This is a genomic window from Streptomyces sp. NPDC001450 (assembly GCF_053597295.1).
In genome coordinates this window covers 12,535-31,299 of record NZ_JBSFHY010000042.1, presented here as the reverse complement: position 1 = coordinate 31,299, position 18,765 = coordinate 12,535, and the positions used below count along the sequence as shown (strand labels likewise).

Below are 18,765 nucleotides of genomic sequence, written 5' to 3'. Positions count from 1 at the left end.
TCTCACGCCTCCTCGGCCGCACGGGCCACGAGCTTGGTCCAGGCGGTCACCACGTGCTCGCCCGCCTCGTCGTGCACCTCACCGCAGATGTCCAGCACGTCGTTGCCCGCGAGGGACTTGATCCCCTCGATGGTGGAGGTGACGGTGAGCCGGTCGCCGACACGCACCGGGCGGGTGTAGGCGAACTTCTGGCTGCCGTGCACGACGCGGCTGTAGTCGAGACCGAGCTGCGGGTCCTCAATGACCGCCGCCGCGGCCCGGTAGGTGATGGCGAACACGAACGTCGGCGGCGCGATCACATCGGGATGTCCGAACGCCTTGGCGGCCTCCGGGTCCGTGTACACGGGGTTGGCCTCCCCGACCGCCTCGGCGAACTCGCGGATCTTCTCCCGGCCCACCTCGTAGGGCTCGGTGGGCGGATAGGTCCGCCCCACGAAGGACTGGTCGAGCGCCATGGCCCGGCACCTCCTGGTCTCGGCAGCGTGTGAAACGACGTAAGGCCGCCCCCCTGCTTGGGGGCGGCCTTACGTACGAGCCTGATTTATCGCGTCTCGCGGTGCGCGGTGTGCGCGTTGCAACGCGGGCAGTGCTTCTTCATCTCAAGACGGTCCGGGTTGTTACGCCGGTTCTTCTTGGTGATGTAGTTCCGCTCCTTGCACTCCACGCAGGCCAGCGTGATCTTCGGGCGGACGTCGGTGGCAGCCACGTGAGTGCTCCTTGACGAACGGATTGACTGTATTAACGCAAGAAAGAGTAGCCGATCGAAGGACCGACCCCGCAATCGGCTACTGTCTGTAGCGGTGACCGGACTTGAACCGGTGACACAGCGATTATGAGCCGCTTGCTCTACCGACTGAGCTACACCGCTTTGATGAGATCAGTCCCCGCCTTGCGACGGGAACCTCTCACACCAGAGCCCCAAAACGGAATCGAACCGTTGACCTTCTCCTTACCATGGAGACGCTCTGCCGACTGAGCTATTGGGGCGAGCGATGAAGACATTACACGGTCCGCCGCCGTTCACCCAAATCCGTATCCGGCCGCCCGCCACAAGCTCGTTCGCGGGCCGTTCCCGGGCCTCCCGGAAACCTCGCAAGCCCCCTTGTGGCACTGGCGCGCGCGTGGGACGGGCAGGCCATGGGCTGCCGGGGCGCACACCGCACGCGCGCGTGCGCGCAGGTCACACCGGCGGGCGAAGCGTGTACCGCCAGGGGCGGACCACGCCGGTACGACTATTGCGCTCCTCCGCGCCGCGCACCGCTCGCCAGCCTAGGCTCGACTCACTCTGCGTGATCTTGGGTCCGTCGCGGCCTTGATCCCCTCACGCGGCCGTGCCCCGAGCCCCCGGCCCGACCCCTGGAGTCCGATGCCCGACAGTCAGCCGCAGCCGCCCTCGTCGTCGAACTCGTCCGGCTCCTCCGGGCAGCCCGACCCGGCCGCCCTGCTGCTGTGCGGGGCGCGGCTCACCGACGGCCGGACCGTGGACGTACGGCTGGGCGGCGGGCGCATCGAGGCGGTCGGCACGGCCGGCAGCCTGACCCCTGGGGCGGCCCGGAAGGGCGCCGCGCGCGTGGACCTCGGCGGCTACCTGCTCCTCGCGGCACCGGCCGAACCGCACGCCCACAGCGACACCGCGCTCTCCGCCGAGCAGCCGGGACCGGTCTCGTACGCCCCCGAGGACGTCCAGCGCCGGGCCACGGAGGCCGCCCTGCTCCAACTCGGCCACGGGGCGACGGCATTGCGTGCACACGTGCGCGTAGGCGATGTCCAGGGCCTGGGCGCGCTCGGCGCCGTCCTGCAGGCACGGCGTTCCCTGCGGGGGCTCGCGGAACTGACCACGGTGGCGATGCCGCGCCTGCTGACCGGGGTGGCCGGGGCAGACGGGCTCGCCATACTGCGGGACGCGCTGAAGATGGGCGCCTCCGTGGTGGGCGGCTGCCCGGACCTGGACCCGGACCCCACGGGTTACGTGGAGGCCGTGCTGGAGGTGGCTTCGGAGCACGGCTGCCCGGTGGACCTGCACACGGACGCGGCCGACCCGGCCCGGCTGTCCCGGCTCGCGGCCATGGCGGGTGGTCTGCGCCCCGGTGTGACGATCAGCCCGTGCGCCGGTCTCGCGCGCCTGAGCACCGAGGCCGCCTCCCGGCTCGCGGACCAGCTCGCGGCGGCCGGTGTGACGGTGGTGTGCCTGCCCCAGGGCGGTTGCGGGGGCGTGGACCGGCGGGGCACGGCTCCGGTACGGCTGCTGCGCGCGGCCGGGGTGCGGGTGGCGGCCGGCAGCGGCGCCCTGCTGGACGTCTCGAACCCCGTCGGCCGCGGCGACCCCCTGGAGGCCGCCTACCTCCTCGCCTCCGTCCACGGCCTGCACCCCGAGGACGCCTACGACGCGGTGAGCGCCTCGGCGCGCACGGTCCTGGGCCTGCCCGAGGTCCGCGTGGAGGCCGGCTTCCCCGCCGAGCTCCTCGCCGTGCGCGGCGACCGCCTGTCCGGTGCCCTCTCCCTCGCCTACAGCCGGATCGTCGTGCACCGGGGGCGGGTGGTGGCGCGCACGAGCGCGGTGCGCGAGTACTGCAACTCGGCGGCCGCGGCGGAACTGGGGCTGCCGCGACAGGGGCGGAAGGAGTTGTCGTGAGGTCGGTGGCGCTGGTCATCGGGGCATTCGTCGGCGCCGGGGGCGCCCGTGCGGTACGGGGCGCCCGTGCGGTACGGGGCGCCCGTGCGGTTCGGGGCGCCCGTGCGGTTCGGGGCGCCCGTGCGGTTCGGGACGCGCGTTCGCGTTGAGGGGCGCGCATTCCAGGCTGCACGCCTCGATCGTGCGCCTAGGCGCACTCAAGCCGCCGCACGCCATGCTCCGGAGCGCCCCTGAGCCACAGCGCACCCCGGCGTGAACCCGTACGGCGGACGCGCCTCTTCGGGCGTACGGTCGGAATCATGCGCATTGTCATCGCTGGTGGTCATGGTCAGATCGCGCTGCGGCTGGAGCGACTGCTCTCCGCGCGCGGGGACGAGGTCGCGGGGATCATCCGGAACGCGGAGCAGGGCGACGATCTGCGGGCGGTCGGCGCCGAACCGGTCCTGCTCGACCTGGAGTCCGCCTCGGTCGAGGAGGTCGCGGCACATCTGCAGGGCGCGGACGCGGCGGTCTTCGCGGCGGGCGCGGGCCCGGGCAGCGGTACGGCCCGCAAGGACACGGTGGACAAGGGTGCGGCGGTGCTGTTCGCGGACGCGGCCGTACGCGCGCGGGTACGCCGTTTCGTGGTGGTCTCCTCGATGGGCGCGGACCCCGCGCACGAGGGCGACGACGTGTTCGACGTGTACTTGCGCGCCAAGGGCGCGGCCGACGCGTACGTCACCCGTCAGGACGCCCTCGACTGGACGATCCTGCGCCCCGGTGCGCTGACGAACGACGCGGGCACCGGCCAGGTGCGCCTGGAGGCCCACACCGGGCGCGGCCCGATCCCCCGGGACGACGTGGCGGCCGTGCTCGCGGAGCTGGTGGACACCTCGGCCACGGCCGGCCTGACGCTGGAGCTGATCGGCGGGTCCACGCCGGTGTCTGTCGCGGTGAAGTCGGTCGCGGGGAACTGAGGTCGGCCCTCGGCCGTTCACCCTTCAGACAAACCGTCAGAACAGAGGCAGCTGCCCGGGAAAGTCCGGCACGGCGTACCCGTCCAACGCCGGCTGTACCGCACCGAGTTGAGCCTGCTGCCGGGATCCGGAACACGAGACGAGTTCCCCGCCCTCCCGCGCTCCGGGCGGGTCGTGCCGGGCGAAGCGCCCCGCGACGACGGCGATCTCGCGACGACACACAGGACAGGTTCTGCGACGGGAGGCCATGCCGCCAGTGTGCCCGGGTTCGAACCTGGGAAGGCTGAGCCGGCAGATTTACGGACCACGCGGCAGAGAGCGCATGACCTGGCCTTACGGCGGCCTGGCAGCCCGACGCCCCATGGCTGCCCCACTGCCCGGCGAGCGACAGCAAGCTTGGTTCCCCTGGCCCGGCCTGGCGGCCCGGTAGGTCCCGTGCCCAAGCGAGCGGGGATGCCGCGAAGCGATGTCGCGCGGGCGTGCAACCCACCGCGAGTGTTTGGGAGTACCTACGGGCGGACGTCCAAGCCGCGGCCACCGCTCCTGGTGGTCGCTGCAGGTCGGCACGCGGGCCCAGCGCGCCGGCCGTCGAGGACCGCCCGGCGTGGCGTCGGGCGGCAGTTTTGAAGGAGAAATGCTCCGTGGCTCTCAGTTTTGCCAGGAAGGCAGCCATGGCGACCGTCGCAGTCGCCGCGCTCGGAGGGGTCTCGTTCGGCGCCTCCGCGAGCGAGGCGGCGTCGGGCCTGGCCGTCCACCCGGCGTCCGCACCCGCCTCCGTCGTCCCCAAGCGGTCTGCTTCCGCTCACCGGCAGGTGCCGCAGGTGGTCACACAGGTGATCGGCAAGGGCCGAGTGGACGGGCACCGTTGGTCGGTGGCGCTGGAGTTCCACCGGACACTGCCCAAGGGCTACACCCTGCCCACACTCCCCGACGGAACCACGGCACCGGGCACATCACTGCTGTGCCAGCGCATGTACATCGGCGGCGTCCGCATCGACCACCAAGGCGGCCCCTGGGCCGACTGCCAGCCCGTCACCGGCACACAGGACCCCCACGCCGCAGGCGGAATGGGACTGTGGGGCCTGCACGACAAGGGCCTCAGCGGCAGCCGACTCATGGTCTCCAAGCCCGAAGCCGACGTCGCCTACGGCGTGGTCTCCCTCTCGGACGGCACCCAGGTCAAAGCCACCACCGTCACCGTCCCCGGCACCACCTACCGCGCCTGGGCCGCCCCCATCCCCAACGGACAGACCATCACCACAGTCGACCAGTACGACACCCACCACAACCGACTCACCCACGACACCTACTGGCGCTGAACAGCCAGACGAAGGACGGGCACCTCCTGCTGTGCAGCCAAGTGACCGCAAGGCCGCGGACAACGGACCGGACTCGGAGTTCACCCAGTTCGTCGCCGCCCGTTGGCGGGCTCTGACCCACACCGCGTACCTGCTCACCGGCGACTTCCACGAAGCGGAGGACCTGGTGCAGACGACGCTGGCGAAGGTGTACCCGCACTGGCAGCGACTGGAGCCGGAGCGCGCCGAACACTACGTTCGCCGCGCACTGGTCAACACCAACCGCAGCCGGCATCGCCGCCGCAGGATCACCCACCTCCTTCTCCCGTCGCTGCCCGACACCGGCCCCGTCCATGACGACGGGGCCGGCGTCGGAGACGTGGACGTGTACGACACCCTGGCTCGTGAGCTCGCCGACCTGCCCGAGCGGCAGCGGGCGGTCGTGGTGCTGCGCTACTGCGAGGATCTGTCCGTCGAGGAAGTGGCAGACGTCCTCGGCTGTTCGGTCGGCACCGTGAAGAGCCAGGCGTCCCGGGCTTTGGCCAAACTGCGCAGCCGGTCGGCCCTCGCCTGCAACTACCCGCCCAGCCGCCCTGCAGAGGCACGATGACTCCAGACCACGGCCAAGAAGACTGGGCACGCGCCGCCTTCGCCCGGTCACGCGAGGCCTACCCCTCGTCCCCGGCCCCCGTCGACCAGATCCTGACCGCCGCGCGCGCCCGCAGGAAACGCCGCCGTGCCGCGGCTGCCGTGGCAAGTGCCGCCTGCATCCTCGGCCTCGGCCTGACGGTTGCGTTCCTGAAGTCACCACCTGGTGCCGTCGACCCCGCGCACCGGCCCTCACCCCTCGCAAGCTCCCCCTTCACTCCGACTCCTGTCACTCCGAACCCTGGCACGGTCAGTGTCCGGGTGGCCGAGGGGACGACAGACGGGCACCGTTGGTCGGTGGCGCTGGAGTTCCACCGGACACCGCCCAAGGGCTACACCCTGCCCACACTCCCCGACGGAACCACGGCACCGGGCACATCACTGCTGTGCCAGCGCATGTACATCGGCGGCGTCCGCATCGACCACCAAGGCGGCCCCTGGGCCGACTGCCAGCCCGTCACCGGCACACAGGACCCCCACGCCGCAGGCGGAATGGGACTGTGGGGCCTGCACGACAAGGGCCTCAGCGGCAGCCGACTCATGGTCTCCAAGCCCGAAGCCGACGTCGCCTACGGCGTGGTCTCCCTCTCGGACGGCACCCAGGTCAAAGCCACCACCGTCACCGTCCCCGGCACCACCTACCGCGCCTGGGCCGCCCCCATCCCCAACGGACAGACCATCACCACAGTCGACCAGTACGACACCCACCACAACCGACTCACCCACGACACCTACTGGCGCTGAACACCGGCGCCAGTAGGTCTGGAATCCCTGCATTCCAGCGGGCAGCGCTGCTGCACGAGGAGGCGCGAGTACAGCCGCGTGTTCCAGCCCATCGACTTCCGCCACAGCGTGTGCACCGGCCCGGTCACGGGCAAGGCCGACCACCATCACTACTACGGGGCCCGGCGGCCTGCGGCCGCGTGGCCGCATCAGGTGGGGGTGATCCCGCCGCGGGCGGGCTGTTTCCAGACCCGGGCCGAAGTGGTTCGGCTGCGTGAAGCACTCACGGGTGGACGGGCCGCGGTCCTGGTGGGGCAGGACACGGCCCACGGTCAGGTGCTGGCCGGAATGGGTGGGGTGGGCAAGACCCAGCTGGCCGCCGACTACGCCCGCACCGCCTGGCAGACCGGTGAACTGGACCTGTTGGTGTGGATCACCGCGAGCAACGCCACCGCAGTCGCCTCTGGGTATGCGTTCCTCAACCCCAACGGCATCCCCGAAACCGTCCTGACCAGTGCGCCAGCCCTCACCCACCTGACCCGGCACCGCGCCGAAGACGGCTCGCAGGCAACACCCCAGAACGCACCTTGGTCAGAAGGGTGGCACGGTCGGCCAGCCGTCCCCGGTAGGCGGCGGCGCTGATGCCGGCGTCGATGAGGTGGACGCGGATGGCTTGGTGGGGGGTGGCGGGGGTGTGGTCGATGAGACTGAGCCGATCCAGCGCCCGCAGAGCACAGACCACCTCGTCCGCAGTTACGGACACGGGAGCCTTGTCCTGCTCTGCTCGCCGACGCCGCCCCCGAGGTGCTGCCCGACGGGCAGACCCAGAGCGTGGCGGCAGCCTGGTCGCTGTCGGTGGACCGCGCCGACACCCTGCGCCCGATGGGCCTGGCCCGCCCGATGCTCCAGCTCGCCGGTAGGCGGCGGCTTGCGACAGTGCGAGCGGCAGGTGCCCTAAGTCCTGGGCGAGCGCGGCGAGCTGTTCGTCGGGCTCGTGGCGCTCACGGGCGCCCAGCGCGGCGGTGAGGTAGGCGAGGGACTCGGCTTCGGTGAACAGCCCGACCTTGATCAGACGGCCTGCCAGGGCCAGGGCTGCGTCCTGGCGGCGGGTGGTGATCAGGGTGCGGCCGTGCGGGCCGGTCGGCGGCCGCGCAGGCCGCCGTGGAGATCCTGGGTGCCGACCCGGCGGACCGGGAAACGGCCGCCCGTGCGTTCCTGGCCTGGCTGGAGCCCAAGGCGAACGCCGCGCCGTGCCGGTGGCTGGTCGTCCTCGACGACGTCACCGACCCCGCCGACCTGAACGGACTGTATAAGGTGCTGTACCGGGCCGGACGAAGCCTCGGCGAAGCCGGCCAGGTCACCGCCGCCACAGCCCACTTCCATCGCCTGACCCAGACCACCGGCCACCGCCTCGGCCCCGACCACCCCGCCACCCTGACCGCCCGCAGCCACCTCGCCCGGTGGCGGGGGAAGACGGGAGACGCAGCCGGCGCCGCAGCCGCGTACGAGCAGCTACTGGTCAGGATGTCCTGTGACGGCGAAGTTGGTCCGATTGCCGTCGCAGATTGACCACCTGGCCGGTGAGTGGGGTGTGCCGCCCTGCCGTGGTGGCGGGGTCGGCACACGGTCGCACCCCTGGGGCGCGGTTGTCTTACCTGTACTGAAGGTCGATGACCTGGTAGAAGGCGTGGCCGGTGTCGGCGACTTCCCACACTGCGAGCAGGACGTGGTGGCCGGCGTTGCGCTGGGGCAGGCGCATGGTGTGGGTGGTGGGCTCGCTGGGGACGAGGTCGTCGGCCGCCCAGTAGGGCTGGCCGCTCAGCTGGACGCAGTGGAAGGGCTCGCTGTCGAACTGGGCGCGGGTCAGGGGCTGGTTGGGGTCCCAGCCGCTCTTGGTGAGGAAGTAGTTGAAGCGGCGGGTTTTGTGGGGCGCGTGGAATCCCCAGGTGAGTTCCAGGTTCTCGCCGGAGGTGACGGGGTGCTTCTTCCAGTCGGTGCCGACCTCGTCCAGGGAGGCGGCGAAGTCCTTCCCGGCGCTGGCGATCTGTCCATCCGCCGGCGGCTGGGCGTTGACCACGTCGTCCGGGGCGAAGGGATCGCGCAGGCCCGCCTGGTTCGCGGGGAAGAACTTACCGGCCTCCAAGCCGTTGGCCTGCCAGCTCTCCAGGTAGAGCTGGGCCCGCGAAGGGGGAGAGCTGACCGCTCCGTGCTTGGGTTCCACGAGACACTCCTTACTCTTGGTGTGCATATGCATACGGAACGCTACAGCCGGGTATGCGGTTCACCCTCGCATTCGGTCCTCGTGCCGCGGTTCTCATTCATCGGCCTAGTCGGCGTTGACCTGTGCGGCGTCGCCGGCCTGGTCGAGCTGATGTCGGCTGACCCCATGACCGCGGCGATCCATCTTCAATGACAACCGGTCCAACTTCACTGTCACAGGACACAGGAGGTGGCGGCGCAGTTGAGGTGGCGCCATGCGCGCGGCATCGCCGTCGCCTACCTCTACCGCCTCGACCTGGCCAAGCCCGTCCGCCCGATGACCCCCGGCCGGTGGCAGGCGCACGAAGCGATGATGCGCCCCCACCGGATCTGCCCCGAGTGCGGCAACATCCGCGCTTCCCTCGGTACCTGCGAACCCTGCGATCCCACCCGCATGGCCGCCTGACCAAAGGACTGACATGGGCAAGCCCGATACCCGCCGCCTGGACAAGGCGATACAGCAGACCGATCGCAAGCTGACCGCCGTCAGAAGCCGCGAGATGTGGCCGCTGGACGGCCGGGAGCGGCGCGCGGTGCTGTCCGCTGGTCTCCGGCTCCTACCGCGTCCGGGGCAACAGCCCCGCCCGCGCGGAACGGACCCTGGACACCGCGTGGCAGTCGGCCGAGACCCGGCTGATCACGGAACTCGCCGCCCTGCGGACCGAGCGGCAGCGCATCGTGCGCGAGGCCGCCACCGAAAAGGCCGCGAAGAAGTCCTCCGGCTGGTGGTGACCCTCCCAGCCGGGCCCACCACGGGCCCGGCCACCGCGCCGCATCTTCCCTTTCAGCTCCGCCCCGATCCGGGGCAGTCAGGAGTGCTGCTGTCATGAGCGGCAATGTCGTTCACCTGCACAAAGACACCGACCCCTCGGCCGAACCGTCCCCGGTGACCACGCTGACCGTGGTCCCCGACCCGGACTGCCCCGGCTGCGAGGGTGTCGGCGGCATCGAGCGCGGCTACGGCGACTATGACACCGGCGAGTACGCCGGCACCGAGTGGTACCCCTGCGACTGCTGGACCGAGTGGCGCAGGGTCCTGCTGCCGCTCCCGCGCCTGCCCCGGCTGCTGCGCCGCCGCGTCGCCCAACGCGACCCGTGGAGCGACGAACCGCCCTTCTAGCTACGCCAAGGGCGGCCCCCTCGTCTCGCCAAAGTCGCGGGGCCGCCCTTGTCAGCCAGCACCTTCTAGGAACTGGAGACATCCAGCATGACCCTTCCCACCGACATCCGGCGAGTGCCCGGCCGACGGCCGCGCTTACTGGACCTGTTCTCCTGCGCTGGCGGCGCCGCCATGGGCTACCACCGCGCCGGATACGACGTCGACGGCTGCGACATCGCCCACCGGCCCAACTACCCCTTCCCCTACCACCGAGGCGACGCCCTCACCCGCCGCCTCCCCGCCCTGCCAACACGGATGCGCCCTGACCGTGGGCACCAACGCCTGGATGGGGCCGCGCTCACGTCGACCTCGTGGCGCCCACCCGCGCCCTGCTCGACGCCACCGGCCTGCCCTACGTCATCGAGCAGCCCAACGGCCGCGCGGAGATCCGCAAAGACCTGACCCTGTGCGGGGAGATGTTCTCCCTCAGGGTGATCTGGCACTGCAACTTCGAGTTGGGCGGCTGGACCACCGACCAGCCGGCGCACGTCCCGCACCGGGGCCGCGTGCGCGGCTACCGGCACGGCCGCTTCTACGACGGCCCCTATGTGGCCGCGTACGGCAACGGCGGCGGCAAGCCCACCGTCCCCGAGCTGCAACAGGCCATGGGGATCACCTGGACCGACGTGCGCGAGGAACTGACCGACGCCATCCCACCCGCCTACACCGAATGGATCGGCCGCACCTACCTCGCCACCCGCACCACCTCGTGGGAGGTGGCTGCGTGAGCGAGAACCTGCTGCGGGCCGCGCTGGACGCGGCCGAACGAGGCTGGCACGTCTTCCCGCTGCGCCCCGGTGGCAAGCCGCCTGCCCTGCACGGCGAGAAGTCCTGCACCCGCACCGGGCCGTGCGCGAACGGGCACGTGAAGTGGGAGCAGCGGGCCACCACCGACCCCGATCGCATCCGCGCCGCCTGGACCCGGGCCCCGTTCAACGTCGGTATCGCCACCGGCCCCTCCGGGCTGGTCGTCATCGACGCGGCAACCGGCATGGCGACCCGCTACCCCGCCGCTACCCATCCGCTACCACTATCCCTTCCCGCTACCTCCAACAGGCGCCTGACCTGCGCGGTAGCGGCGGTAGCGGAAGTAGCGGACTTCTGAGAGCAAGGCCGAACGGCCGAACGCCCCGAAGGAGTTGTCATCTTGGCCCGCGACCAGAAGCTCAAGCTTCTCGAAGTCCTCGAAGAGATCGAGATGAGCCGCGCTGCCTTCTACCGCATGCGTGCCCGGGTCAAGGCGCCCAAGCTCATCAAGCTCCCGAACGGACAGCTCCGCTGCCGTCGCAGCGACCTGGATGCCTGGTGGGCGTCCATGGAAGAAAACGCCGCCTGACCACCTCCCACACACGAACCGAGAGGGCCCGCCAACTGGCGGACCCTCTTTGGAGTACGCATGCCACTGACCTACGACGTTCGCCTCTATTCGATCGAAGTTCGCAAGGACCGGCCGAAGCCGTACCGCTTGCGGTGGCTTGTCGGCGCACGGAAGCACTCGAAGAGCTACAAGCTGAAAGTGCAGGCATACGGCCGCCGTTCGGAGCTGATGTCTGCCGTCCGACGCGGCGAGAAGTTCGACGAGGACACCGGGCTTCCCGTCTCGGAGCTGCGGGCACAGCAAGTATCCATCACCTGGTACGAACACAGCCGCGCGTACATCGACCGCAAGTGGGCTCAGGCGCCGGCGAAATCCCGGAAGAACTACGCCGAAGCACTGGCCACCATGACCCCTGCCCTGGTCAAGACGAGGGCAGCAATGCCGGACGCGGCACTTCTGCGGCGCGCGCTCTACGGCTGGGCGTACAACCGCAACCGGTGGAACGAGACGCCTCCGGACGACATCGCCCAAGCTCTCGCGTGGATGGCCAAGCACTCCATGCCTGTTTCGGCGCTGGAGGATCCCGCGACAGTACGGCTGGCCCTCGACGCCTTGGCTCTGAAGTTGGACGGGAAGACGGCCGCACCTCGAACCGCAAAGCGGAAGCGAGCGTGTCTCAGCGACGTCTTGGGGCTCGCCGTGGAAGAGCAGTACTTCACCATTCCGGTGAACCCCCTCACCGCAGTGAAGTGGACGGCTCCGAAGGCCGTGGAAGAGGTCGACCCTGAAAGCGTCGCCAACCCCCGGCAAGTTCGGGCCCTGTTGTCAGGGGTACGCGAGCAGGGGGCGCGCGGGCAGCACCTCGAAGCGTTCTTCGGGTGCCTGTACTACGCGGCCATGCGGCCGGCCGAAGTCGCCGCGCTCCGCGCCACACAGTGCCACTTGCCCAAGAACGGTTGGGGCACGCTCACCTTGCGTCAGGGAGTCGTCCGCGCCGGACGGAGTTGGACGGACGACGGGTGGAGACCGGATACGGGGAGGTGTGGGCCAAGGCACGCGAGACCGCGCTAACCGAGGTCGAGGCCGCCTCGTTGCTGGCTCGCCGCCCGTATGACCTTCGACATGCAGGGGTGTCCTTCTGGCTCAGCTCGGGGGTGGACGCAATGGAGCGCGCCCGCCGCACCGGCCACAGCATCGCGGTCCTACACCGGGTGTACGCCAAGGTCTTGACCAGACCCGCGAACGGGCTAACAGCCGGATCGACGCGGCGTTGAGCGAGTGGAACGAGCCCGAGTAAGGGCGTCTCCCCCGGGGGACGCCTGGGGGACGCGCCCTGATCAGAGGTGGGATTCGGGCGGGACGGGGTGAGACACGCCCAGTGAATCCGGCATCGAATCGAACGGACGTCAGGAACGAAGAGACCCCCTCTGACCAGCCGTATTGGCTGGTCAGAGGGGGTCATCCCCAGTGTGGCGGCGCCAGGATTCGAACCTGGGAAGGCTGAGCCGGCAGATTTACAGTCCCCTCAAGATCTAACTTTTGGGAAGCTGCTGACGTGCAGGAACAGGAGTTGCTGCATCGAAGTCACCCGTAGTCGTCCGCGTCTCGTCCAGAGACACCCTGGGTGCCGCCAGGGCCTACGCCCCAGGGAGCGGTGCTCCCCATGCGCGCTCAGTGAGTTCGCCCCAGACACCCGGAGCGACAGTGCGTGGGTCAACCGGGGCGGCCGCATCACCCAACGAACCAAGATCTAGCCAACACACGGTGACCCGACGGATACTGTCTGAGACGCAAGCAGTTGGGGAGGGGCGCCGATGGCACGCATGCGCTTTGAGCAAAGAATGTACGCGCAAATGCTCTTCTATCGAAAGCTGTACGAGCTTGAGGAGAATGCGTTCGAAAGCTTCTTTCACAGCGTAATGCAGTCGGCTACATCCGACTACACCCCCATCCGCGCATACGGAAACATTGGCGACCGGGGTGCAGATGCAATGGCGCTCTGCTCCGGAAAACTCTACGCGTGTTTTGGACCTCGGGTGCCAAACGTAGAGAGATTACGGAAGAAGTTCACTACCGACCTCGAAAGTGCACTAGCTCAACGACCGGGGCAGTTCAGTACATTCGTCTTTGTTCACAACGACAGGATCGGGCTGCATCCCGATTTGAGCCCAACTCTGAGCAGCGCCCAAAAAGCGCATCCTGACCTAATTTTTGAGACTCTGGACCCCGTTGGCCTTTGGCGGATATTCCGTAAGCTCGAACTGGAAGATGTAGAGGATATCCTCGGATGCGAAATCCCGGTAAGTGACGCCGTCTATGGCATCGGGGTAGATGACCTCAAACCACTCTTGGATCATGTAAATGAACATCGACGCCGGGACAACGAGACCGGACCACCGCCAATGCCGAGTCAAGAAAAACTAGAGTTCAGTAATCTTGACGAGGATAACCAAGAAGCGCTAATCGGGGGCATGAAGCACTCCCCCCTGGTGCGACAATACTACGACGGGCGCGTTTTCCCGCTTGAGGAGGCCAACACAGCTCAAGGTTTCAGGGATGAGTACCTCGACATCAAAAGCGAGATAAGCGATCCCGACCTCATCATCGAGCGCCTCAAGTGGTACGTGATCGGCAACCGTCTAGCAAACGAGCGCCAACTACGCGCCATGTGGATTGTTCTGGCATACTTTTTCGAAAGGTGTCACATCTTCGATAACCCACCCCCTGGGTGGAGTGCAAGCCATCAAGAAAGGCAGCCGGTACGATGATTACTCCCACTCGGAGCATTGCGCCGGACCGAGCTCTCCTGTCCGTAGCCGCACAGATCCTTCTCCAGCTTGAAGCACCACGAACGATTAGTCAGACGTGGGTGCGCTTGAGGTCTTGGAGATCGGAGAACGGCTTCGGCTCCCCCATTCCTTTCGGATGGTTTGTGTTAGCCCTGGATGTCCTTTACGCGATGGACGCTCTTATCCTCGTTGATGACCTGTTGATGCGGAGGACTGGGAATGCTTCGTGAAATCTCGGCCTCCGACACCCGTTTCAAGCGAATGAAGTTCCATCCTGGGCTAAATCTTGTAGTCGCCAATAAGACGTCTGATTCACGGGATACAGATAGCCGCAACAGTGCCGGAAAGTCCAGCTTGTTGGAGCTGTTTCATTTCCTGCTCGGTTCGCAGGGCAGCGGCCATATGGCTCGAAGTAAGGCTTTGCGGCACATCACGTTCCAGTTGGAACTGGACTGGAACGAAGCCCATCCTCGCGTGCACGTGGCCCGCACGGGGACACGTCCCGACGTAGTTACGCTGTATCCCAACATTGATAACTCGCACCAAGAGTTCCTCTTCGATTCGCCTGACGACGTTGCAGACGTCAGCCTTGCTCGCTGGAACGCGTTGCTGGAGGAGCAGCTATTCAAACTGCGAGGAGACCACCCAGGTGTCACTGGGAGGAGCCTTCTTTCCTTTTATATTCGCCGCGTAAGCTCGAATGCGTTCAACGAGGCTATTCGCGCTTCACATGCTCGGCAATCCCAAATCGACGCAACAACAAATGTTGCCTACCTTCTCGGACTCGACTACGAACTTGTCAATAAGTACAAAGATGTCGCTCAACGCGAGAATGCACGCACTCAACTGCAAAAGGCAGCCAAGGACCCAACCCTTGGAAAACTCGTTGGCGCCACGGCAGACCTTCGCGGCCAAATGAATCTTGCGCAACAAAGGATTGAGCAACTGCGGAATCAGGTCGCCAGTTTTCGGGTCGTACCTGAATATGAGAGGCTGGCCGCAGAAGCAGACGCAATTACTCGGCAGTTGCGGGACCTTGCCAATCTGGACTCGATCGACCGAGCTAACGTTGAGGACTTGCGCCGGTCCGTTGATGAGACGTCGGACACTAGTAGTGAGTACCTTGAGTCGGCATTCAACGAACTCAACATCACCCTTCCTGGCCAAGTGCGTCGCCGCTACGATGAGGTGCAAGCATTCCATGAGACTGTGGTCAGGAACCGCCGGCACTATCTCGATTCGGAGATCCGCGAGATCGAGGAGCGCTTGCAGGCTCGCGCGATGGAGCGAGAAGTTCTCGGCACTCGACAGTCAGAGATCCTTAGAGAACTAAATCAGGGCGGCGCCTTGGAAAGCCTAACAGTGCTGCAACAGGCTCTCGCTACTGAGCAGTCGCGCCTAAATACTCTGCAGCACCGCTTTGAGGCTGCCGAAACTCTAGAATCTAGCAAGTTGCAGATCGAAGCGCAGCGCGCTCAGCTACGCCGAGATGTGTCGATGGACCTGTCCGAACGGAACGCTAGGATCGACCGCGCCATTCGCCTATTTTCTTCCTACGCCCAACAGATTTATGGTGACATGCGGGACGCTTGGCTGTCCATCAGCGCGGGTCAGAAAAGCTTGCAAATCGAACCTCATATTGCGAGCGATGGAAGCCGTGGAATCAGCCAGATGAAAATCTTCTGTTTCGACCTGACACTTGCGGTGTTAGCTCACCGCGAGAACAGAGGTCCCGACTTTCTAGTCCATGATAGCCACCTATTCGACGGCGTCGATGAAAGGCAAGTGGCCCGGGCCCTTGAGTTGGCTCGCACTGTCACAGAAGCTGAAGGCATGCAGTACATTGCCACCCTAAATTCAGACGTCCTCGATAACGCTCGGCGATATGGCCTCGAACCCGATGACAGTATGGTTCAACCATCGCTAACAGACGCCTTCGATGACGGAGGGCTCTTCGGGTTCCGCTTCGATTTCTCAGCCCGGGGATCTGGCACGGCAAAGCGCACTCTTGCTTAGGCCCCACGGGCATGTCCTCGCCAGCGCCGGGCCGCTACCTGCGAAGCCGTCGGCGTCATGTCCTGATTCTGGAACCGTCCGTGCGCATCGCTGTGCGCGACCCCTCCGCGACGGCTGGCCGTCGTGGGAGGCTTACCGGTGGTGTCGACTGCCCGACGGAGAGGGAGAGCGAGTGTCGCAGCAGGCCAACCCTCGGGGAACCTTCTTGAAGATTGCCGACTCAGTGAAGAGGCAGATCGAGGAAGACCCGAACATGACAGAGCTGCCGTCGCTGGCCGAACTCATGCGCGATCACAAGGTCTCACGCGGGGTCGCCCTACGCGCGTTCGGCGTGCTGCGCCAGGAAGGCGTAGCCGAACCGGTGCGGGGCGAGCGGTGGCGAGTCGTACGCGCGGGGGCGCCAGTCGACCGGCGCCCACTCGATCAGCGAATCGCAGAGATCATCGCGACTGAGGGACTCGAAGTAGGGGAAGCGTTCCCGAGCGCTTCGGCACTGGCCGAACGGTTCGGAGTGTCACGTCCGACCGTGACGAAGGCGCTGGAGAAGTTGGAGGCCGCCGGCGTGCTGGCGGGTGGAGGACAGGGCAAGGTGCGGACGGTCCGCGCCGTGCCGGCGCGAGAGGGGCGTTCGTAGCTTGTCGACGTTGACAGAGTGGGCCTATCCCCTGGCTGAGGCGTTGCTCGCTGAGCCGCTGCCGCGACGCTGGAAACACTGCCTCGGGGTCGCTGAGAGAGCGCGCACCATCGCGCTCATCCTCGATCAGGACGCGGACCTGTTGGAGGCTGCTGCAGTCCTGCACGACATCGGCTACGCGCCGGATCTCGCCAAGACGGGCTTTCACCCCTTGGACGGTGCGCGGTACCTCCGGGACGTGGCCGCTGCTGACGAGCAGGTCGTCAACCTGGTCGCCCATCACTCGTGCTCATGGCTGGAGGCGGATGCGCGCGGCCTGCGTGCTGAGCTTGACGGCGAGTTCCCCCGTGAGAGCGAGCACCTGAACGACGCGCTCTGCTACTGCGACATGAGCACCACCCCGGACGGCACCCCGACCAACCCCGTGGACCGGATCAACGAAATCACCGGGCGCTACGGGCCGGACAGCCTGATCGGCAAGTTCATCCGGCGCGCCGAACCCGAGATCCTCGCGTGCACATGCCGCGTCCTCGAACGGGTCGCCGCCGCCAAGCGTCAGCCGATGTAAGGCGCCGTGCGCGTCCGGTCCATGGCGTGCTCAATTCGGAGCCGCATCGTGGGGTGCACGTCCAGCGTCGCAAGGTCCGCCGGGGCAACCCAGCGGACCTGAGTCGTCTCGCTGCTCGTACGGAGGTCACCGCCGACCGGCCGGGCCCGGAAGCAAATGCTGAACTGCTGACGTACTTCGCCATCGTCGTACTGCATGACGTGCCCGGGGTCTGTGTAGAGGCCGGACACGTCGACCACTTCCGCCCTGATGCCGGTCTCTTCCCAGACCTCACGCACCACCGTGTCGCTGATGGACTCCCCCACGTCGTGACCACCGCCGGGCAGTGCCCACCTACCGTTGTCAGAACGCTGGATCATCAACACCTGCCCCGCGTCGTTCTGGACGAAAGCAACGACGGACGGCACAACCGAATTGGCCGGTGGAGCGTCCGGGTCGTGTAGGTAGTCGATACGTCCCATGGTCAGGCTCCCGTGATGCTCTTGACGTCCTGGTCAGTGATCGGACGTGCGTTCCCCCAGGTGTGATCGATGCTATTCGCATACATGTCGAAGAGGCTTCCGCCGGGGAGTCGCCGCAGGTGCAGTACAGGCGCCATGTAGGCGCCAATGCCGTAGACGTGGGGATTGACGAGCATCTCGTCATCGGCCCGGTAGATCGAGTTGTACAGCGTGGAGTCGTGCAGCCGGAAAGCGACGTCCGGGTGACTCCGCATGAGGGGCCGATACAGCACGAGTGCGTTGCGAATCTTGCCGTCCATGATGTGGTGCCCCTCGTCAACGCCGCGTTGCCGGACTGCCGCGCACTCCGGGTCCCCGAGCAGGATGCGCACCCGCGCCCCGGCTTCCACCTTCGCCTTTACAAGGTCATGGAAGAGCGGGTCTTCGGACAGGAAAAGACCGGAGTACACGAGGACGTCTAGGTTGCGCTCAGCACGTCCGTACAGCTCTCGCCAGAGCCCGGAAGGCACGGCGTGGCGGTGCGGGTAGACAGTCGCTATCTCGGCTTTGGTCAGGTCGGCCGCACTGTCTACGGTCCGCCCGTCCTCCCACAGCGTGGTCACGTCGACCTTGAGGGCCGCGGCCGTCGCGTACTGGTGACGCAGGTACGGCACCTTGCCCTGAGTGATCCAGCGTTCGACCGTCTTGGGGCTCACCCCGATCGCCTCAGCGAGGCTCTGCACGGTCATGCCACGGGCGAGGAGAGCGGTTCGTAAGCGCTCGTTCGACATCTGCACCCCCGATGGGACGTCTAGGGACTTCTTGACCGTAGCCAGAAGTCCCAGAGCTGTCCATGAGCGGGGTAACCAACTCCCCTGATCTGCGGGGATTCTGAAGATACGCCAAGACGTCCCGGCGCGAGACCAAGAGATTGCGTCGCTGTACTTGACGGACCCCTATGCAGTACCTGTAAAACAGGTACTGCATTGCACGGAGGAAAGCCCCGCTCTCGCTGGGGGTGAGTACGAAGGAAGCGGCCGTTGGTTGACAACTGAACAAGTGGGCCCCGTCTCCCCGAGTCGAAAAGACGGACCGCGCGGCATGAAGTCGCGCCTTATGTCCCTGCGAACGCGGGAGGTCGGTGTGAACCGACGCCATATCCAGGCGCCCCCGGTACGGACCGGCCGGCGGCGCCGTCGACAGTTCGGTCCGTCCTGGTTCGCGGCGCTGATGCTGCGGCCGGCTGCCTCTCCCGCCCGTCCGTTCCGCGCTCTGCGTGAGGACGTACGGGCGGGAGCGCAGGGAGCCGGAACCGACTCCAACGG

General features: G+C 67.1%; 20 protein-coding genes, 2 tRNA genes and 5 pseudogenes. 19 read left to right on the top strand and 8 right to left on the bottom strand.

Going from position 1 to position 18,765, the window contains the following annotated elements; translation table 11 throughout:
* Window positions 1-2: 2 nt before the first annotated feature.
* The 4 genes from ACWC5O_RS35615 to ACWC5O_RS35600 all read right to left on the bottom strand — a co-directional run bounded on the left by ACWC5O_RS35615 (window position 3) and on the right by ACWC5O_RS35600 (window position 987).
* The gene (locus ACWC5O_RS35615) at window positions 3-455 is read right to left on the bottom strand and encodes an FAS1-like dehydratase domain-containing protein (protein ID WP_450585149.1); all 453 of its coding nucleotides are present in this window, start codon (window positions 453-455) and stop codon (window positions 3-5) included.
* Between the two features lie 86 nt (window positions 456-541).
* Window positions 542-706: a 50S ribosomal protein L33 gene (gene rpmG, locus ACWC5O_RS35610; RefSeq protein WP_003948671.1), complete on the bottom strand. Its 165-nt coding sequence runs from the start codon at window positions 704-706 to the stop codon at window positions 542-544.
* A gap of 89 nt (window positions 707-795) precedes the next feature.
* Window positions 796-868: transfer RNA gene (locus ACWC5O_RS35605), tRNA-Met, on the bottom strand.
* Between the two features lie 46 nt (window positions 869-914).
* Window positions 915-987: transfer RNA gene (locus tag ACWC5O_RS35600), tRNA-Thr, on the bottom strand.
* 379 nt (window positions 988-1,366) lie between these two features.
* Here ACWC5O_RS35600 and ACWC5O_RS35595 point away from each other — a divergent pair.
* The gene (locus tag ACWC5O_RS35595; protein ID WP_450585150.1) at window positions 1,367-2,632 is read left to right on the top strand and encodes an amidohydrolase family protein; all 1,266 of its coding nucleotides are present in this window, start codon (window positions 1,367-1,369) and stop codon (window positions 2,630-2,632) included.
* 299 nt (window positions 2,633-2,931) lie between these two features.
* A complete protein-coding gene (locus ACWC5O_RS35590; RefSeq protein WP_450585151.1) occupies window positions 2,932-3,588 on the top strand; it encodes an NAD(P)H-binding protein in 657 nt (218 codons plus the stop codon).
* Window positions 3,589-3,624: 36 nt separating this feature from the next.
* Here ACWC5O_RS35590 and ACWC5O_RS35585 read toward each other — a convergent pair whose 3' ends face one another.
* On the bottom strand, window positions 3,625-3,837 hold the full coding sequence (locus ACWC5O_RS35585; RefSeq protein WP_450585153.1) for a hypothetical protein: 213 nt from the start codon (window positions 3,835-3,837) through the stop codon (window positions 3,625-3,627).
* Window positions 3,838-4,259: 422 nt separating this feature from the next.
* On the opposite strand from ACWC5O_RS35585, the gene ACWC5O_RS35580 reads away from it, so the two are divergent.
* From ACWC5O_RS35580 to ACWC5O_RS35560, 5 genes are all read left to right on the top strand, one after another.
* On the top strand, window positions 4,260-4,907 hold the full coding sequence (locus ACWC5O_RS35580) for a hypothetical protein (RefSeq protein ID WP_450585154.1): 648 nt from the start codon (window positions 4,260-4,262) through the stop codon (window positions 4,905-4,907).
* 31 nt (window positions 4,908-4,938) lie between these two features.
* Entirely contained in the window at window positions 4,939-5,496 is a 558-nt protein-coding gene (locus ACWC5O_RS35575) for a SigE family RNA polymerase sigma factor (RefSeq protein WP_450585155.1), read from the top strand.
* Window positions 5,497-5,831: 335 nt separating this feature from the next.
* Window positions 5,832-6,278, top strand: coding sequence for a hypothetical protein (locus tag ACWC5O_RS35570; RefSeq protein ID WP_450585157.1), 447 nt, complete (start codon window positions 5,832-5,834; stop codon window positions 6,276-6,278).
* Window positions 6,279-6,356: 78 nt separating this feature from the next.
* The gene (locus ACWC5O_RS35565) at window positions 6,357-6,899 is read left to right on the top strand and encodes a hypothetical protein (RefSeq protein WP_450585158.1); all 543 of its coding nucleotides are present in this window, start codon (window positions 6,357-6,359) and stop codon (window positions 6,897-6,899) included.
* 519 nt (window positions 6,900-7,418) lie between these two features.
* Window positions 7,419-7,826 carry a hypothetical protein gene (locus ACWC5O_RS35560; RefSeq protein ID WP_450585160.1) on the top strand — a complete coding sequence of 136 codons (408 nt, stop codon included), beginning with the start codon at window positions 7,419-7,421 and terminating at the stop codon, window positions 7,824-7,826.
* Between the two features lie 82 nt (window positions 7,827-7,908).
* On the opposite strand, the gene ACWC5O_RS35555 is transcribed toward ACWC5O_RS35560, so the two are convergent.
* Window positions 7,909-8,478, bottom strand: a complete 570-nt coding sequence (locus ACWC5O_RS35555; protein ID WP_450585162.1) for a lytic polysaccharide monooxygenase auxiliary activity family 9 protein — start codon at window positions 8,476-8,478, stop codon at window positions 7,909-7,911.
* A 228-nt stretch (window positions 8,479-8,706) separates the two neighbouring features.
* Here ACWC5O_RS35555 and ACWC5O_RS35550 point away from each other — a divergent pair, with 228 nt between their 5' ends.
* The 12 genes and pseudogenes from ACWC5O_RS35550 to ACWC5O_RS35495 all read left to right on the top strand — a co-directional run bounded on the left by ACWC5O_RS35550 (window position 8,707) and on the right by ACWC5O_RS35495 (window position 17,000).
* On the top strand, window positions 8,707-8,922 hold the full coding sequence (locus ACWC5O_RS35550; RefSeq protein ID WP_450585164.1) for a hypothetical protein: 216 nt from the start codon (window positions 8,707-8,709) through the stop codon (window positions 8,920-8,922).
* A gap of 13 nt (window positions 8,923-8,935) precedes the next feature.
* Window positions 8,936-9,248, top strand: a pseudogene (locus tag ACWC5O_RS35545) (hypothetical protein).
* 94 nt (window positions 9,249-9,342) lie between these two features.
* Window positions 9,343-9,636, top strand: coding sequence for a hypothetical protein (locus tag ACWC5O_RS35540; protein WP_450585165.1), 294 nt, complete (start codon window positions 9,343-9,345; stop codon window positions 9,634-9,636).
* Between the two features lie 87 nt (window positions 9,637-9,723).
* Window positions 9,724-10,403 (top strand): annotated as a pseudogene (locus tag ACWC5O_RS35535) (DNA methylase).
* A pseudogene (locus tag ACWC5O_RS35530) lies at window positions 10,400-10,654 on the top strand (bifunctional DNA primase/polymerase); the annotation flags it as partial. The pseudogenes ACWC5O_RS35535 and ACWC5O_RS35530, both read left to right, overlap by 4 nt.
* Window positions 10,655-10,822: 168 nt before the next feature.
* A complete protein-coding gene (locus tag ACWC5O_RS35525; RefSeq protein ID WP_450585167.1) occupies window positions 10,823-11,011 on the top strand; it encodes a helix-turn-helix transcriptional regulator in 189 nt (62 codons plus the stop codon).
* A 60-nt stretch (window positions 11,012-11,071) separates the two neighbouring features.
* Window positions 11,072-12,290: pseudogene (locus ACWC5O_RS35520) on the top strand (site-specific integrase).
* Between the two features lie 517 nt (window positions 12,291-12,807).
* The gene (locus ACWC5O_RS35515) at window positions 12,808-13,761 is read left to right on the top strand and encodes an ABC-three component system protein (protein ID WP_450585169.1); all 954 of its coding nucleotides are present in this window, start codon (window positions 12,808-12,810) and stop codon (window positions 13,759-13,761) included.
* Window positions 13,758-13,973: pseudogene (locus ACWC5O_RS35510) on the top strand (ABC-three component system middle component 6); the annotation flags it as partial. The gene ACWC5O_RS35515 and the pseudogene ACWC5O_RS35510, both read left to right, overlap by 4 nt.
* 28 nt (window positions 13,974-14,001) lie before the next feature.
* Window positions 14,002-15,798 (top strand): ABC-three component system protein, encoded by a 1,797-nt coding sequence (locus ACWC5O_RS35505; RefSeq protein WP_450585170.1) that lies wholly within the window; start codon window positions 14,002-14,004, stop codon window positions 15,796-15,798.
* Window positions 15,799-15,970: 172 nt separating this feature from the next.
* The gene (locus ACWC5O_RS35500) at window positions 15,971-16,432 is read left to right on the top strand and encodes a GntR family transcriptional regulator (protein WP_450585171.1); all 462 of its coding nucleotides are present in this window, start codon (window positions 15,971-15,973) and stop codon (window positions 16,430-16,432) included.
* A gap of 1 nt (window position 16,433) precedes the next feature.
* Entirely contained in the window at window positions 16,434-17,000 is a 567-nt protein-coding gene (locus ACWC5O_RS35495) for an HD domain-containing protein (protein WP_450585173.1), read from the top strand.
* On the opposite strand, the gene ACWC5O_RS35490 is transcribed toward ACWC5O_RS35495, so the two are convergent.
* A complete protein-coding gene (locus ACWC5O_RS35490; protein ID WP_450585174.1) occupies window positions 16,988-17,461 on the bottom strand; it encodes an NUDIX domain-containing protein in 474 nt (157 codons plus the stop codon). The two genes, ACWC5O_RS35495 and ACWC5O_RS35490, sit on opposite strands and share 13 nt — an antisense overlap.
* A 2-nt stretch (window positions 17,462-17,463) precedes the next feature.
* Window positions 17,464-18,231 (bottom strand): helix-turn-helix domain-containing protein, encoded by a 768-nt coding sequence (locus tag ACWC5O_RS35485; protein WP_450585176.1) that lies wholly within the window; start codon window positions 18,229-18,231, stop codon window positions 17,464-17,466.
* Window positions 18,232-18,765 lie beyond the last annotated feature (534 nt).